The following is a 15,644-nucleotide window of genomic DNA, read 5'->3' as shown; positions in this document are numbered from 1 at the left end:
GCATTCCCTTGAGTAAGTCCTCTACCTCCATCAAGACGATCACCACCGACCGAACCTGCGATGTCCTTGTCATCGGATCAGGAGCATCAGGCCTTGCCACCGCACTTGCTGCAGCTCATCAGGGACTTGATGTCATTGTCGCTGAAAAAGAAAAGTACTTCGGTGGCACCACAGCAATTTCCGCTGGTTGGGCATGGGTTCCTGGAAACCCGAAAGGTGCTTCCGCATCAGGAGATAGCCGTGAAGAAGTAGAAACCTACCTCAAGGCACTCGCACCAGAGCATTACAACGAAGCGGGTGTCAATGCCTTCCTTGATACGGTTCCGGAAGCCATCAGCTTCTTTGAGAACAACACTGAAGTAAACTTCGTCTACCCAGAAAAAGCGCCCGACTACCAAATGGATCTTCCTGGTGCTCGTCTAAGTGGCCGAGCGATCCTTCCCGATGATGCCAATGCACGCATGCTCGGTGATCGACGTAGAGAACTACAGCCCTATTTGAGCAGTTACACCGTCTTCGGTTACATGCCTCAAGTTGGTGCAGACCTCAACCAGGTCCTGCACGCGAACCGTTCCATCAAGTCTTTCCTTTATGTTGCAGCAAAACTCACCCGCACCTGGTTTGATGCAGCAATTCACGGTCAGCCGCTCAAACGAACCAATGGTTCAGCATTAATCACCCGCATGGTGAAATCAGCACTCGACGCTGGAGTTCAGATCTGGACCTCCACACCTGTCGAGTCCCTCATTCAGGAATCTGACGGTTCAGTTTCCGGCGCAGTCCTTGGTGGCGTTCACTCCGGAAAGGTAAAAGCCCGGATGGGTGTTGTGCTGGCAGGTGGAGGATTTACCGGAAACACTTCCCTACGCAGTCAATACTTCCCCCACGATTCCCACGGCACCAACCACATCACCCCAACAGTTGGCCATGATGGATCAAGCGCCGAAATGGCGATACAAGCAGGAGGCCACATCAACGATGACCTCTTCGCACCAGGTTCCTGGGCACCGATTACCGCATTCAAACAGCTTCGCGACGGCCGCCAGCGACTCTTCCCGCACCTTCGACAAATCGGCCTACCCGGCATGATTACCGTCGACCGCACAGGAAAACGATTCGGAAATGAAGCTCTCAGTTACCACGATTTTGGACGTCAGCTTCTCGAGCACGACAAAAACCATGACGATACCTACGCATGGATCATCGCCGACGAAGCCTGCATGCATACCTACGGAATTGGCTACGCAAAACCGTGGCCCATCCCCCGCAAGTACTTCCATGACATCGGATTCCTCCACAAAGCCAATACCCTCCGTGATCTAGCCACCAAAATTGGAGCAGACCCCGCAACTCTTGAAGCCACCGTTAACCGCTTCAATGCCTTTGCGGAAAAGGGAGTTGATGATGACTTTGGTCGAGGTTCCACCGCTTACAACCACTTCCGCGGCGATCCCGACCATAAGCCAAACCCCAACCTCGCAACCCTTGAAAAGGCTCCTTACTATGCAGTAAAGATTCAGATGGGCGATCTTGGATCCTTCGCTGGCATCGATGTTGATGATCACTCAGCGGTCATTGATACAGCAGGAGAACCAATTCGCGGTCTCTACTCTGTCGGTGCCTCTGCAGTCTCGGTATTCGGTGGTGGCTATCCAGGCTATGGCTCGCACATCGGACCAGCCCTTGTGTTTGGCTACCGAATGGGTCGCGACATTACGAAACTATCTCAAGAGGCATCTACTGTGAAAGCAGAGCCTGCCTAAAGCTTCGAAGGTGACTTGACATCGAGGTAATCATCGGCAAGGTATTGACCCAGCTTGTCTAGTACTGCCGATCGATTAGCCTCGCTTGCGCATCTTTCTGAAATGCAATCGCTGTCTTTAGTGCAGAACACTATTGCCTAAATATTTAGGTCAGAATGCCATTCCCAAACAGGTCTAGAGGTCACGCCCTTGAGCCGACCATTGGGTGCTTTCTCTCGAAACTCACGTATCCGGTTTAAAAAGTCCACGATCTCCACTTGGTCATAAACTACACAGCTGTCTGTCAGTCTTAGCGCTGTCCACCCCATTGCTGCAGCATGATTGGATTTCCAACGATCCAAAACAAACTGAGTTCGGTTGTCTCCACCATGGTATTTCCAACTATCAATATCAATAAGCACCCATAAATCCCGAATACAGACATCCCATTTGTATCCACCGATCTTCGTGTTTTGTTCTGTTTTGAATCCAAGCCTCTGTAAAAGGCGAACCAGGATGAGTTCCAGCTCGCTGTCACTTCCAGGCGTGGCAACTGCCAAGAAATCTGCAAGCTTTGTGCCATCACGCCCGCCTATCTCCGCTAAGTGCTTCTTCAAGTTTTGAGCACCATAGTCACCGCTGTAATATTCCTCCACAATCTGGTGCAGATAGGAGGAGCCGCGGAAATAATTATGGTCTAAGCACGTTGCAATAGCATCAATAAAGTTCACTCGCTGCCCATGAGGCATCCGTGTACTTCGCACCTGTCGGACATATGCATCAGTGAGATTCGACTTGGAAGAGGTAGGCACCCTAATAAGAATTGGTAGCGTCAGGTGCTGATTCAAATGGGACTGTATCGCTGAATAGCCATCCAAGGCTATATTTTTTCGACGCGACTTGAGGGCCCACCACACTGAATCTCCTGTTACTTCACCCGAGATATATACACCACGAAAAATTCGAGTCAGTTGTTGCTCATTAACCGACGATTCAATCTGCCGCTTAGTCTTCCCTGAGTCAATGAGTTGTTGATAGGTCCAAATTCTTCTTGCCATACTCAGGTTAGACTGCGGGAAAGGGCTTGAGGTTCCCAACTTTCCCGCCAATGTGAATTAGACACCAAGATTTCCTGATTTTGGCCACCATTTTGCCTAAATCTTGGTGTTGAAAGTACGCATGAAAAAATAAAACCACCCTTCCGAAGAAGGATGGTTTTATATTGTGCCCGGGGGGGGACTTGAACCCCCACGCCCTTGCGGACACTGGCACCTGAAGCCAGCGCGTCTGCCATTCCGCCACCCGGGCGGGTGTGCTTTTGCGACCTATTAAAGATAGCACGCACCTGGTAATGATCACCAAATCTGCAGCTAAAGCACTATTTTCCCAAAGGCAACAAAAGGGTAAACTTTCGCTTCTCGGCGGTTTCGCCTATAACTCTGGCCTGGTTCCCCCCTATAATGACGCTATCGTGCGCTTTGACTTAGGTCCTGTGGAGAATTCTTTTATTGAAGTTTCAGTCACAGGCAGGGACAAAGCCATGCCCTTAGGCGTTTTCATTGAGAAGATACTTATGGAACACCCAACTTATTATGCAAGGAGGTCGCTGGAAATTGGCTAGTTCAAGTCGAGTAGCTAACGCTATGAACAGTCTGGCAAAGCTGGATAGTTCTTTGCAGCGGGGCCTTGATAATGCGTTGGCGTTTGTTTTTCGAGGTCGTGTTGTCCCGGCGGAGCTTGAGGAGCTTCTTAAGCAAGAGGCTGAGGATAACGTGGTTCATACTTCGGATGGCTATGTTGAAGCACCGAATGTTTTTAAGGTTTCGGTGAGTCCGAACGATTTTAGTAATCTCGTCGATCGTGTTCCTGATCAGCCGGCTCGTTTTGCTGATCAGATGATGAGGTTTTGCAGGAACAGTGGCTGGACATTGGTTGGGTCGGTTGTTGTGTTGATTGAAGAGGATTCTTCGTTGCACACGGGTCAGTTGAAGTCGGTTTCGGAGAAAGATCCGGATCCGGAGTTGAGTAGCGGTTATCTGCCTTTGGAGGGCGACGGCATCCTGCCTGTCGCAGAAAGTGAGTCGAAGAACGTGTCTGACAGTTCCCCTTACACTGGTACGGAGTTTTTGCCGGCGCAGTCAGCTGAGCGGCCCTTGGTTCAAGGTGTGTCGCAATCTCAGGTGGATGCGAATCGCCAGAGTGTGTTGAAGCCTGCGGGCCCGACGGTGTCTCTTCTACTCCAGGATGGTTCTAGCCGGACTTATCTAGTTCAGGAGGGTTCGAACATTATTGGTCGTAGTAATGATGCGGATCTTCGTTTGCCGGATACTGGTGTATCTCGTCAGCATGTGGAGATCACGTGGGATGGCCGGGATGCCATTTTGGTTGATTTGAAGTCCACTAATGGCACGACCGTGAATGACACTCCGGTGGATAACTGGTTGTTGGCTGATGGTGATGTCATCACCGTGGGTCATTCCAATATTGAAGTTCGCATTGTTAGTCCCTAGAGGGAGAGGTTGATCATGGATTCTCTGGTCCTTCTTGGGCTTCGTATCGCTTTGTTGGTGGTGTTGTGGTTCTTCATCGTGATGGCGTTGCGTGCGATGCGGGCGGATTTGAAAGTGACGGGTCAGGCGTCGGCAAGCGCTAGCTCTGTTGCTGCTCCGCAGGGCTTAGCCCGCGCGTTCAACCGTTCCAGTCCGCCGCGTCTGCTGACTGTGGTGGAGGGGCCGCTTGCCGGTTCCTCGATTGAGGTCTCGGAAGATATAACGATGGGCCGCAGCCCTGATTGCACGTTTGTGGTGGGCGATGATTATGCCTCCGGCATGCATGCTCGTGTGTTTAAGCGTGGCTCGGAGTGGTTTGTGGAGGATCTAGATTCGCGCAATGGCACCTTTGTGGGTGGCGCGCGCATTGATCAGCCTGAGCAGATCACGGTGGGCACGGATATCCGTATTGGTCGTACAACAGTGAGGCTTGTTCCCTGATGTTGAAACTTAAATATGCGGTGGCGTCTGACCGTGGGTTGGTGCGCGGAAACAACGAGGATTCGGCTTATGCCGGCCCTCATCTTTTGGCGCTTGCTGATGGCATGGGTGGCCATGCTGCTGGTGAGATCGCTTCCCAGTTGATGATTAATCATTTGCGTGCGCTTGATGTCGATCCTGGTGACAACGATATGTTGGCGCTGGTTGGCATGGTGGCCAATGATGCCAATGCGGCGATTGCCGATGGCATCGCGCAGGACCCGGCGCGCGATGGCATGGGCACCACGTTGACGGCGTTCATGTTTAATGGGCGCGACCTGGCGATGTGCCACGTCGGCGATAGCCGGGGTTATGTGCTTCGCGACGATAAGTTGGTGCAGGTTACAGTCGACGATACTTTTGTTCAATCGTTGGTTACTGAGGGCAAGCTTGATCCTGAAGATGTGTCAACGCACCCTCAGCGTTCTTTGATTTTGAAGGCCTATACCGGACATCCGGTGGAGCCAACTTTAGAGCAGTTCCCGGCGATTCCTGGGGATCGTTTGTTGTTGTGCTCTGATGGTTTGTCGGATCCGGTTACTCATTCCACCATTGAAGAAACGGTGCGTGTGGGTAGTCCACAGGATGCTGCCACCAAGTTGGTGGAGTTGGCGTTGCGTTCTGGTGGTCCAGACAATGTGACCGTCATTGTGGCTGATGTTGTGGAAATTTCCGCACAAGACGAAGCAGAAGAAGCTTCTGTGCCTTTAACTGCTGGTGCGCTTAATGGTGAACAGCCAGAAGATCCACGGCCTGATACTGCTGCGGGTCGCGCTGCAGCGATAACTCGACGGCCGCAGGTGATTGATCCGGCACCGGAGATATCGGATGCTGGAACGGAGGACAGTCCCACGATTGAGGATCCACCGGAGAAAAGTTCCAGCAAACTTGCGGTTTTGATCGTAGCCCTGGTCATCCTCATCGGTGTAGTTGCCGCAGGATGGTGGGGCTACTCCCGTCTTGACAGTACTTTTTATGTGGCTGTCGATGACAAGGACGCTATCACCGTGGAGCAAGGTGCGGATTACCGTATTTTTGGCAAGGATCTGCATTCGCAGTTCCAGGTGGCATGTCTTAATGAAGCTGGCACGTTATCGCTCAAGGAATCCTGTGAAAACGGTGCCTCTTTCAAATTGGATGATTTACCGGCCTCTGTTCGAGGTAGTGTCGCAGGCCTACCGTCTGGGTCTTATGACGAGGTCCAGGCACAAATGCAACGGCTGGCAGCTCAGGCATTGCCGGTATGTGTGAATAAAGAAGTGACAACCGGTGGCGATAGAAATGAACCCGGAGTCAATTGCAGGGAGGTCTCATGAGCACGCTTGAAAGATTAAAGGCACGTAATACTGAGATGTGGCTGCTGATACTTGCCACAGCTGTTGTGTCAATCATGTTCATTAGCCTTGAGCTGGCCATGGGCAATGATTTGGGTGTCCATATTTTGATGCTCATTGGTGGCTACATCGGTGTGTTCATCGTGGCTCATTTAGCTATGGCTTGGGTGGCGCCTTTTGCTGATCAAATCATGCTGCCTGTGGTGGCCGCGCTCAATGGCATTGGTTTGGTGATGATTTATCGTCTTGATCAGGCCACTGGCTACAGCACTGTCAACAGCCAATTGATGTGGACTCTTGTCGGTGTTGTCCTGATGGTGGCTGTGTTGTTGCTGCTGCGCGATTATAAATCCTTATCTCGGTATTCCTATCTGCTCGGCGTGGTGGGCATTGTGTTGCTGGCTTTGCCGTTGGTGTGGCCTCAGCCAGGTGGCGTAGAGGCCCGCATTTGGATTTGGCTTGGACCTTTTTCTATCCAGCCTGGTGAGTTTTCTAAGATTTTGTTGCTGTTGTTTTTCGCTCAGCTCCTTGCCACCAAGCGTGCACTCTTTACCGTTGCTGGCTACCGCTTCTTAGGTCTTGAGTTCCCACGTTTACGTGACCTTGCCCCGATTCTGGTCGTGTGGGCTTTGGCTATTTTGATCATGGCTGGCGCTAATGATTTCGGCCCTGCTTTGCTGCTGTTTACCACCGTGTTGGCCATGGTTTATTTGGCTACGGGGCGTGGTTCCTGGTTGCTCATCGGCGCTGTACTGGTAGCTGTGGGTGCTTTTGCGGTGTACCAAGTATCTGGAAAAATTCAGGAACGCGTGCAGAACTTCATTGATCCAGTGGCTCACTATGACACCACTGGCTACCAGCTTTCCCAGGGTCTTTTCGGCATGAGTTGGGGTGGAATTACTGGCACCGGTATCGGTCAGGGCTATCCAAACATGATCCCAGTTGTGCACTCAGACTTTATTTTGGCAGCCATTGGTGAAGAGCTTGGTCTCATTGGTTTAGCGGCCATCATCGTCTTGTTTGGTGTCTTTGTCACCCGTGGCATGCGTACCGCTACGTTGGCTCGTGATAGCTATGGAAAACTGGTTGCCTCCGGTTTGTCCATGACCATCATGATTCAGATTTTCGTAGTTGTCGGTGGCATTTCCGCGCTGATGCCGATGACCGGTTTGACCACTCCGTTCATGTCTCAGGGTGGTTCTTCTTTGATGGCTAACTACATTTTGCTCGCCATTATTTTGCGGATTTCTGATAGCGCGCGCCGACCTATTTTGTCTAAGCAAACAGCGGAGGTGGCTGCATGAACCGCTCGATCCGAATCACATCAGCCTTCTCTTTAATTCTTATTCTGATCCTCATTGCTAACCTCACGTGGATTCACGCGTTCCGGGATGATGAACTTGCTCAGAACCCGTTGAATGCCCGTGGCTTCTTGGAAACTAAGTCCACTCCACGTGGTCAAATTTCTGCAGGCGGCCAAGTATTGGCGGAGTCCGCCCAAGATAGCCAGGGCTATTATCAGCGTTCCTATGTCGCGAGCCCAAGCGCATATGCCCCGGTAGTTGGCTACCTATCAGATATTTATGGTGCTGCAGGCCTGGAGTCCGGATTTAACTCTGTGCTCAATGGCAGCGATTCTTCGCTCTTTACCTCGCAGTGGCTAGATGTCATTTCTGGCAAGCCCACTCACGGAGCAAATATTGAGCTGACATTGGATACCAATGCGCAGGAAATTGCTTATCAGCAGTTGGCGCAAAGTGATTATGAAGGTGCTGTTGTAGCACTTCGCCCAAGTACCGGCGAAGTGCTCGCTATGGCGTCCTCACCGAGCTTTGATCCCAATCAAATTGTGGATCCAGCAACGGCAGAACAAGCATGGGGTGAATACACCTCTACTGACGGCGCCCCGCTGTTGAATCATGCCACGCAGGAATCCCTTCCTCCTGGATCAATTTTCAAGATCATCACCACTGCTGCTGCACTGGAAAATGGATACTCAGCTGATTCCTCAGTAACTGCTGCATCAGAGGTAACGCTGCCTGGCACCAACACCACCTTGACCAACTATGGTGGCCAAACTTGTGCAGGCGGTGGCACCACTACCCTGCTCACAGCCTTCTCTCTATCTTGTAATACTGCGTTCGTGGAAACTGGTATCGATATCGGTGTGGATGCTATGCGTTCTGCTGCCGAGGATTTCGGTGTGGGACAAACCTATAGCTTGGGTTTGGATAATGTTCCTGGCGGCTTGGGTGAAATTCCTGATGATGCAGCTCTTGGACAGTCCAGCATTGGTCAGCGCGATGTCGAAATGAATGTGTTGCAAGCAGCCATCATGGCCGGCACGGTATCTAATGGCGGTGTACGCATGGAACCATATTTGGTGTCTCGTGTAACTGGCCAAGATTTGCGTGAATTAAGCGCCCACAAACCAAAATCAGCTGGTGGAATCGAACCGGAAATTGCAGAGCAGCTTACTGAGCTGATGAAGGCATCAGAGCGTAATACCTCTGGTTATGCGGGTGTAGAAATCGCATCTAAAACTGGTACTGCAGAACATGGCGATGACTCCACGGCGCCGCATACTTGGTACGTGGCATTCAACAATGACATTGCTGTTGCGGTGTTGGTGAAAGACGGCGGTGGATTTGGCACCAGTGCTACTGGTGGTCAGGTCGCAGCCCCAATTGGCCGAGCTGTGCTCCAAGCAGCCGGAGGATTTTAAAACATGAGTCAAGAAGACATCACTGGAAAAGATCGACTCCAAGAACTCATCGGTGCTGATTACCGGTTGCAATGGATCATCGGCCACGGAGGCATGTCGACCGTATGGCTGGCAGATGATGTGGTGCATGATCGTGAAGTTGCCATCAAAGTACTGCGCCCTGAATTCTCCGATAACCGGGAGTTTTTGAGCCGTTTCCGCAATGAGGCTCAAGCTGCTGAGAATATTAATTCTGAGCATGTGGTGGCCACCTTCGATTACCGCGAGGTGCCAGATCCTGCAGGGCATACTTTTTGTTTCATCGTTATGGAATTCATCCGCGGTGAATCATTAGCTGATCTGTTGGAACGTGAAGGTGGCTTGTCTGAAGAACTTGCACTTGATGTGCTGGAACAGGCAGCCCATGGGTTGGCGGTGATTCACCGGATGAATATGGTGCACCGCGATATCAAGCCCGGAAACATGTTGATCACGGCCAATGGCATTGTGAAAATTACGGATTTCGGTATCGCAAAAGCTGCTGCTGCAGTGCCGTTAACGCGCACTGGCATGGTGGTAGGAACTGCCCAATATGTCTCCCCGGAGCAGGCACAGGGCAAAGAAGTCACCTCAGCTTCTGATATCTATTCACTAGGTGTCGTGGGCTATGAAATGATGGCTGGCCGACGCCCATTCAGCGGTGATTCCTCTGTTTCGGTGGCCATTGCCCATATCAATCAGGCTCCACCGCAGATGCCCACCAGTATCACGGCGCAAACCCGTGAACTCATTGGCATTGCATTGCGCAAGGATCCGGGTCGTCGTTTCCCTGATGGCAATGAAATGGCGTTGGCAGTTTCTGCTGTTCGCCTCGGCAAGCGCCCGCCGCAACCGCGCACGAGCGCGATGATGGCGCAGGCGGAGGCGCCGTCGCCAAGCGAATCGACGGCGATGCTGGGCAAAGTAGCTCGGCCTGTCACGATCACCCAAGAAGTCGCCCCGAATAAGGGTTCTGGCATTGGCATTGGGCTTTTTATTGCAGCACTTCTTGCGGTGATTATTGGTGCGGTGATTTATGCGGGCACGACCGGTATTTTGTTTAGTAATTCCCCAGAAGAATCCACGACGCCGGAAACGATTACGAAAACTTTCACGCCGACGGTGGAACCATCTACCCCTTCTTGGGTGCCACCAACGACGGCTTCGCGGCCGAGTTTCAGTGCGTCTGAAACAACTTCGCCTCATCCAACGACAAGTGAAGAAGAAACTTCCGCAGAAACCACTTCGGAGGAAACATCATCCACCTATACTGTGCCTCAAATACCTACCTCTACACCTAGGACAAGTGCTAGCGTTCCAGATGAGACTGGTACACCGGCAGATGACCTCATCGATGCAGTAAATGACCTTTTGGAAGTAGGAGGAGCGCAGTGACCTTCGTGATCGCTGACCGCTATGAGCTGGGAGCCAATATTGGCTCCGGTGGCATGAGCGAGGTGTTCGCGGCCACCGACACGCTCATCGGCCGAGAGGTCGCAGTCAAGATGCTTCGCACCGACCTGGCTAAGGACCCCAATTTCCGGGAACGTTTCCGCAGGGAAGCACAAAATTCCGGACGGTTAAGCCACCCTGCGATCGTTGCAGTTTTTGATACTGGAGCAGTCGATCGGGACGGCATTTCTGTTCCTTATATCGTGATGGAACGCGTGCACGGCCGAAACCTGCGCGATATTGTCTCCGAAGATGGTGTGTTCACACCTGTTGATGCGGCAAGCACCCTCATTCCGGTGTGCGAAGCTCTGCAGGCTTCCCATGATGCAGGCATTATTCACCGAGATGTAAAACCTGCCAACATCATGATCACCAATACTGGTGGCGTGAAGGTCATGGATTTTGGCATTGCCCGCGCGGTCAATGATGCCACGTCTGCTATGACGCAAACTTCTGCGGTTATTGGCACCGCCCAGTATCTTTCGCCCGAGCAGGCGCGCGGCAAACCTGCCGATGCCCGTTCGGATATTTATGCCACCGGCTGTGTCATGTATGAATTGGTCACGGGCAAACCGCCTTTCGAAGGCGAATCTCCTTTCGCGGTGGCTTATCAGCACGTCCAAGAAGATCCCACTCCACCGTCGGATTTCATTGCGGATCTCACGCCGACTGCTGCGTTAAACGTGGATGCTGTTGTGCTCACCGCCATGGCAAAGCACCCAGCTGATCGCTATCAAAAAGCTACTGAAATGGCCGCTGATCTGGGACGGCTTTCCCGCAACGCGGTGTCCCACGCAGCGCGCTCGCATGTGGAAACTGAAGAAACTCCTGAGCCGGTCCCAGAGACACGCTTTTCGACGCGCACCTCCACCCAGGTAGCTCCGTCTGCAGGCGCAACTGCGGCAGGAGCCGGCGCTGGTAGCGCCTTGACTACTACAGATCCCAAGCCAAAAAAGCGCGGATCTAAAGGCCTCACAGCCCTTGCCATTGTGCTGGCACTGGGCGCAGTCGGCGTGGCCGGCGCATTTACCTATGACTACGTCACTAACAGTGCAGCCTCAGCTACCCGAACAATTCCTAATATTGAAGGCCTGCCGCAACAAGAAGCAATCGCAGAACTTGAGGCAGAAGGATTCCTAGTCAACGTCGTTGAAGAAGCCAGTGCAGACATTGCCGAAGGTCTAGTTATTCGCACCAGTCCAAACACAGGTTCAGAAATCCGTAGTGGTGCCACTGTAACAATTACGGTGTCCACCGGCCGGGAAATGATCCTTATTCCTGATGTCTCTGGCATGCCCCTTGAGGATGCTGCACGCACGCTCGAAGACGCAGGCTTAGTGCTTAACCAAAATGTCCGGGAAGAAAACTCAGACACTGTCCAAGATGGGCATGTGATTGAACAAAACCCAGCAGCTGGCCAAGAAGTAGTCGTGGGCTCTTCAGTGTCTTTGACGGTATCTTCCGGAGCAGAAAATATTCGTGTCCCTAATGCCACTGGCATGAATTGGTCGCAGGCAGAGCAAAACCTCATCTCGATGGGCTTTGTTCCAAGTGCGTCTTATGTGGATAGCGAGCAACCGGAAGGTGAAGTCCTTTCAGTTTCTGGTCAAGGTACTGAACTGCCCAAGGGGTCGCACATCACGGTGGAAGTCTCCAATGGAATGCTCATTGAAGCTCCCGATCTTGCGCGATTGAATACGAAACAAGCAATTGATGCGCTCAGAGCAGCTGGCTGGACTGCTCCCGATGAAGCCCTGATCGTCGGGCCACCCATCCATACCGCCGCTCTTGTGGACCAAAATAAGATCGGACACCAAGCTCCATCTCCAGATGGATTATTCCGCAAGGATGCCCAAGTAACAGTGCGTCTTTTCGAATTCGATATCGCTGCACTTATCCAAGAGCCGTGAGCTAGCTAGCCCAAATACTGATACGTTAAGCTCAAACGAGATAAGTACCAGTTGCTGGGTGTTCATAGCGATTTTAATTACCTGCAACAATCAACATGAAGGTGTGAACAATGCCAAAGGCAAGAATAACTAAGAACGAGGTCGCTTCGGTTTCAAGCAACCCGAATGCAAACCGTACCCCGGTAAAGATTAATTCCGCCGGAACTCCAATGTGGTACAAGGTGATCATGTTTGCCTTCATGATCATCGGTTTAGTCTGGCTAATTGCCAACTACCTCGTTGGCCAGCAAATTCCATTCATGAATGATTTGGGCGCTTGGAACTACGGCATTGGCTTTGGCTTGCTGATCATTGGCTTGCTCATGACCATGGGTTGGCGCTAAAAGCCTTAGGCTCTTTTATATAGAATCGCGGTTTCCACTACCGCCGCAGCTGAAGTCCGCTGTGTCAGAACTTATGTGTTCTGACACGGCGGTTTTTTCATGTATATACAAGTTGTGCATTAGTCCGCCGGAAAATCCAATACCCCCAACTCTACCCACTTCGGAATTTACCCACTTATCTATGCCCAATTCGGAACTTTAAATACGGAAGTTCACAATTCACTACCCCCGAACTAATCGAACACAAATGCCCATAGATGGTCGGGGGCATATTTCGAAGATGGAGGAAGTTATCCACAGGCACGGTGAGTTACTCACATGTAACTGTGGATAGGTATTCACACACCCTTGACTCAAGAGTTATCCACAAGCTGTGGATTGAACTGTGGATGGCCGACTTGAAAACATGTTTCCTTTTGCATGAGATCCATTTCACAGCCTGTGGATAACTCTGTGAACAGTTTCCACCGGGATAAATTCGGATCTAATTACGCCGGATATTTTTAATAAAACTGCACTGTACTGCCATGTTTTGATAATAGTGATGCTCGAAAAATTAGTGAATTACAAGAATGTAACTATCCACATTGTGGATAACTGCTGTGGATAACTTTTGGCTTTTAGGGTTATCCACATTATCCCCAGGTCTTGTGGATAGAAATGTGTGTGGAATTTTTTATGCTTGTGGAGTTTCAATTCTTGTAATTCTCACACTCTGTGGAAAACCTTCTTTACGCAGCTAAAAGTACTTAAATGACAATTTTGTAATTTACAGGGGTATCTAAATCAACACCATGTGATACAAAAATAAAAATAGCCAAGCACCAGAGGTGAATGCTTGGCCATTTCTGCAGCTTTTAACTGTAGGAAAGACCCAGGAAAAGTACTCCACTAACTAAACACAAACCCGCAACAGAAATAACCCACTGTGTTTTCTGAGTCTTTGCTCTAATCACCGGCCACATTAAGAGCGCTCCAGTAATTAACCCACCTAAATGTCCCCACAAGGACACATTGGAAGCCATGAGGGTATACCCGATATTGACGGCAATGAGAATAAGCGGAGCCTTGATATCGGCACCTCTTAAGAGGAAAAGGCCCACCAAAATAGCCATCATGGCATAGATAGCTCCAGAAGCTCCTGCGGTAGGAGAAAAAGGATCCATCCAGACAACTGCTGCGGAGGCTCCAATACCGCCGACAAAATACATCAAGGCAAAGAGTCCAGAACCAAAATCCCGTTCAATCTCACGGCCCAATAACCACAACAGCAAAAGGTTCAACAGCATGTGTCCTGGACCAACGTGCAGGAACATTCCGCCGAGCGCACGCAAAGGCCCAAAACCATCATTCATCGCTGGAGCATATAAAATCCAGGCATCACCGATGCTGCTTGAACCAAGATTATTAGTCAAAGATCTGGACTGTATCGCTGTCCCTGCATACACAATGATGATAGCGGCAGAGATCAGAGTGCTCGCCGGTGCTTGGCGGTAAATCCGTTCTAAATTCATAAGCTGTAGTTGTCTTCCGCAGTTCTTTTAGAAGTATTTAAGGCAAGTATTTAAGGCATAAAAAATCAGGTCATACCGGCATATGCGGTATGACCTGAAGAATAGTTGAGCTTGTGGTGCTTTAAGCGGTGATCTCTACAGACTCAATGACAACTGCCTCGGTTGGGCGGTCAGAGTAATCGGTAGCAGTGGTTCCGATTGCATCCACAATCTTCTTGGATTCTGCGTCAGTGACCTCACCGAAGATGGTGTGAGCATTGTTCAGGTGAGGGGTTGGGGTCACGGTGATGAAGAACTGGGAACCGTTGGTTCCTGGGCCTGCATTTGCCATTGCCAACAGGTATGCGCGGTCGAAGCGCAGTTCTGGGTGGAATTCATCAGCGAACATGTAGCCAGGGCCGCCACGGCCGGTGCCGGTTGGGTCGCCACCCTGGATCATGAAGCCATCAATCACGCGGTGGAAAACTGAACCGTCGTAGAAAGGGCCTTCATTGGTGCCCTGTGCGTTTGCAGCCTTGTACTCTTTGGTGCCCTGTGCCAGGCCAACGAAGTTAGCGACAGTCTCAGGAGCGTGGTTGCCGAAGAGATCGATGGTGATATCTCCACGATTTGTATGCAGAATCGCAGTTGCGGTCTTAGAAGTCATAACGCCCATCATAACTACATCGAGCGAAATGCCAACCACATGTCCCATGCTTTAACTAATGTGGGGGATTGAAGGAACCACCGATTACAGGAGAGTTGAATATGAGCACGATTGGCAACATCAAGTTGGCTGTGGATGGCGCGCGTAAAGCTTATGGAACTTACGCGGATTACCGTGACCGCAAAGTCTCTGAGACCTACGATGCATTGTCGCAGGCAGCCGGTGAGTATGCACCTAAAGCTGAGCAGGCTGTAGAGACTGCCCGGGAGTCAGCGAAGGAGTTCTACTCCGAGTCCCGTGATAAGGCTGGAAATGTTACCAAGGCTGCCCGTACTCGTCTGGAAAAGGCGCTTGCTGAGACAGAAAAGCAAGGTGCTACGGCGCTGAAAGACGCCCGTAAATCTGGCAAGAAATTGAACAGGAAGGCGCGTCGAAAAGCAGATAGGGCTGCGAAGGCAGCTGCTAAAGCGACAGGAAAGAAGGAGTCGCACTGGGTGCGCAACCTGTCTCTAGCTGCCCTGGCTACCTCCGGCATCGTGGCCGTTGCCTACGCCGTGTTGAACAAGTCAAAGAAGGACACCCCAGGTACTCAGCCTCCACGCGTCGAGGTGCAGTTGAAGAAGACCGTGGAAAAGGATGAGCCTGAGGTTGCTGAAGAGGCAGTCGTAGAGCCAGCATTGGTGTATTCCACGGAAACTCCAGAAGGTGCAGAAATCCGCGCTGAGGAGATCAATATTGACAGCGCTGCAGAGGAAATCGCCGCTGATCTAGAAGAAACCGAAGAAGCTGCGGAAGCAGTGGAAACCGAAGCTAATTCTGACGCTGAGGCTATTCAAGCTGATTTTGATAAGAAGAATGCACCCCAGCGCGATCAGAGCGATAAGAAGTAAT

Annotated in this window: 14 protein-coding genes and 1 tRNA gene; 11 read left to right on the top strand and 4 right to left on the bottom strand. The window is 51.2% G+C overall.

Features of this window, described 5'->3' with window-relative positions; translation table 11 throughout:
* The first annotated feature begins 8 nt into the window (after nt 1–8).
* A complete protein-coding gene (gene chcC2, locus ccrud_RS00195) occupies nt 9–1,763 on the top strand; it encodes a 4-oxocyclohex-2-ene-1-carboxylate 5-dehydrogenase (protein WP_066563222.1) in 1,755 nt (584 codons plus the stop codon).
* A gap of 137 nt (nt 1,764–1,900) precedes the next feature.
* Here chcC2 and ccrud_RS15565 read toward each other — a convergent pair whose 3' ends face one another.
* Both ccrud_RS15565 and ccrud_RS00185 read right to left on the bottom strand, forming a co-directional pair.
* Complete coding sequence (locus ccrud_RS15565; protein ID WP_157775995.1) at nt 1,901–2,800, bottom strand: PDDEXK family nuclease; 900 nt, start codon at nt 2,798–2,800, stop codon at nt 1,901–1,903.
* Nucleotides 2,801–2,967: 167 nt separating this feature from the next.
* A tRNA-Leu gene (locus ccrud_RS00185) sits at nt 2,968–3,050 on the bottom strand.
* A 43-nt stretch (nt 3,051–3,093) separates the two neighbouring features.
* Between ccrud_RS00185 and ccrud_RS14785 the strand changes: the two genes are divergently transcribed.
* The 9 genes from ccrud_RS14785 to crgA all read left to right on the top strand — a co-directional run bounded on the left by ccrud_RS14785 (nt 3,094) and on the right by crgA (nt 12,593).
* Nucleotides 3,094–3,363 (top strand): hypothetical protein, encoded by a 270-nt coding sequence (locus ccrud_RS14785; protein ID WP_074025316.1) that lies wholly within the window; start codon nt 3,094–3,096, stop codon nt 3,361–3,363.
* A gap of 22 nt (nt 3,364–3,385) precedes the next feature.
* Entirely contained in the window at nt 3,386–4,252 is an 867-nt protein-coding gene (locus ccrud_RS00180; RefSeq protein WP_066563218.1) for an FHA domain-containing protein, read from the top strand.
* 15 nt (nt 4,253–4,267) lie between these two features.
* Nucleotides 4,268–4,732 carry an FHA domain-containing protein FhaB/FipA gene (locus ccrud_RS00175; protein WP_066563215.1) on the top strand — a complete coding sequence of 155 codons (465 nt, stop codon included), beginning with the start codon at nt 4,268–4,270 and terminating at the stop codon, nt 4,730–4,732.
* Nucleotides 4,732–6,087 (top strand): PP2C family protein-serine/threonine phosphatase, encoded by a 1,356-nt coding sequence (locus tag ccrud_RS00170; protein ID WP_066563213.1) that lies wholly within the window; start codon nt 4,732–4,734, stop codon nt 6,085–6,087. The genes ccrud_RS00175 and ccrud_RS00170 overlap by 1 nt, the downstream gene beginning before the upstream one ends.
* The gene (locus ccrud_RS00165) at nt 6,084–7,409 is read left to right on the top strand and encodes an FtsW/RodA/SpoVE family cell cycle protein (RefSeq protein WP_066563210.1); all 1,326 of its coding nucleotides are present in this window, start codon (nt 6,084–6,086) and stop codon (nt 7,407–7,409) included. Before ccrud_RS00170 ends, ccrud_RS00165 begins: the two co-directional genes overlap by 4 nt.
* The gene (locus ccrud_RS00160) at nt 7,406–8,830 is read left to right on the top strand and encodes a penicillin-binding transpeptidase domain-containing protein (RefSeq protein WP_066563209.1); all 1,425 of its coding nucleotides are present in this window, start codon (nt 7,406–7,408) and stop codon (nt 8,828–8,830) included. The genes ccrud_RS00165 and ccrud_RS00160 overlap by 4 nt, the downstream gene beginning before the upstream one ends.
* A 3-nt stretch (nt 8,831–8,833) precedes the next feature.
* The gene (locus ccrud_RS00155; protein ID WP_066563207.1) at nt 8,834–10,243 is read left to right on the top strand and encodes a serine/threonine-protein kinase; all 1,410 of its coding nucleotides are present in this window, start codon (nt 8,834–8,836) and stop codon (nt 10,241–10,243) included.
* A complete protein-coding gene (pknB, locus tag ccrud_RS00150; protein ID WP_066563200.1) occupies nt 10,240–12,210 on the top strand; it encodes a Stk1 family PASTA domain-containing Ser/Thr kinase in 1,971 nt (656 codons plus the stop codon). The genes ccrud_RS00155 and pknB overlap by 4 nt, the downstream gene beginning before the upstream one ends.
* Nucleotides 12,211–12,320: 110 nt before the next feature.
* On the top strand, nt 12,321–12,593 hold the full coding sequence (gene crgA, locus ccrud_RS00145; RefSeq protein ID WP_066563198.1) for a cell division protein CrgA: 273 nt from the start codon (nt 12,321–12,323) through the stop codon (nt 12,591–12,593).
* A gap of 857 nt (nt 12,594–13,450) precedes the next feature.
* On the opposite strand, the gene ccrud_RS00140 is transcribed toward crgA, so the two are convergent.
* Nucleotides 13,451–14,107, bottom strand: a complete 657-nt coding sequence (locus ccrud_RS00140; RefSeq protein WP_066563196.1) for a rhomboid family intramembrane serine protease — start codon at nt 14,105–14,107, stop codon at nt 13,451–13,453.
* Between the two features lie 121 nt (nt 14,108–14,228).
* Nucleotides 14,229–14,753 carry a peptidylprolyl isomerase gene (locus ccrud_RS00135; protein WP_066569267.1) on the bottom strand — a complete coding sequence of 175 codons (525 nt, stop codon included), beginning with the start codon at nt 14,751–14,753 and terminating at the stop codon, nt 14,229–14,231.
* A 101-nt stretch (nt 14,754–14,854) separates the two neighbouring features.
* Here ccrud_RS00135 and ccrud_RS00130 point away from each other — a divergent pair, with 101 nt between their 5' ends.
* Complete coding sequence (locus tag ccrud_RS00130) at nt 14,855–15,643, top strand: hypothetical protein (RefSeq protein ID WP_066563194.1); 789 nt, start codon at nt 14,855–14,857, stop codon at nt 15,641–15,643.
* The last annotated feature ends 1 nt before the right edge of the window (nt 15,644 follow it).

This window comes from Corynebacterium crudilactis, assembly GCF_001643015.1.
GTDB lineage: Bacteria > Actinomycetota > Actinomycetes > Mycobacteriales > Mycobacteriaceae > Corynebacterium > Corynebacterium crudilactis.
The sequence above is the reverse complement of the archived record's forward strand: the minus strand, read 5'-3'. Positions and strand labels throughout refer to the sequence as shown.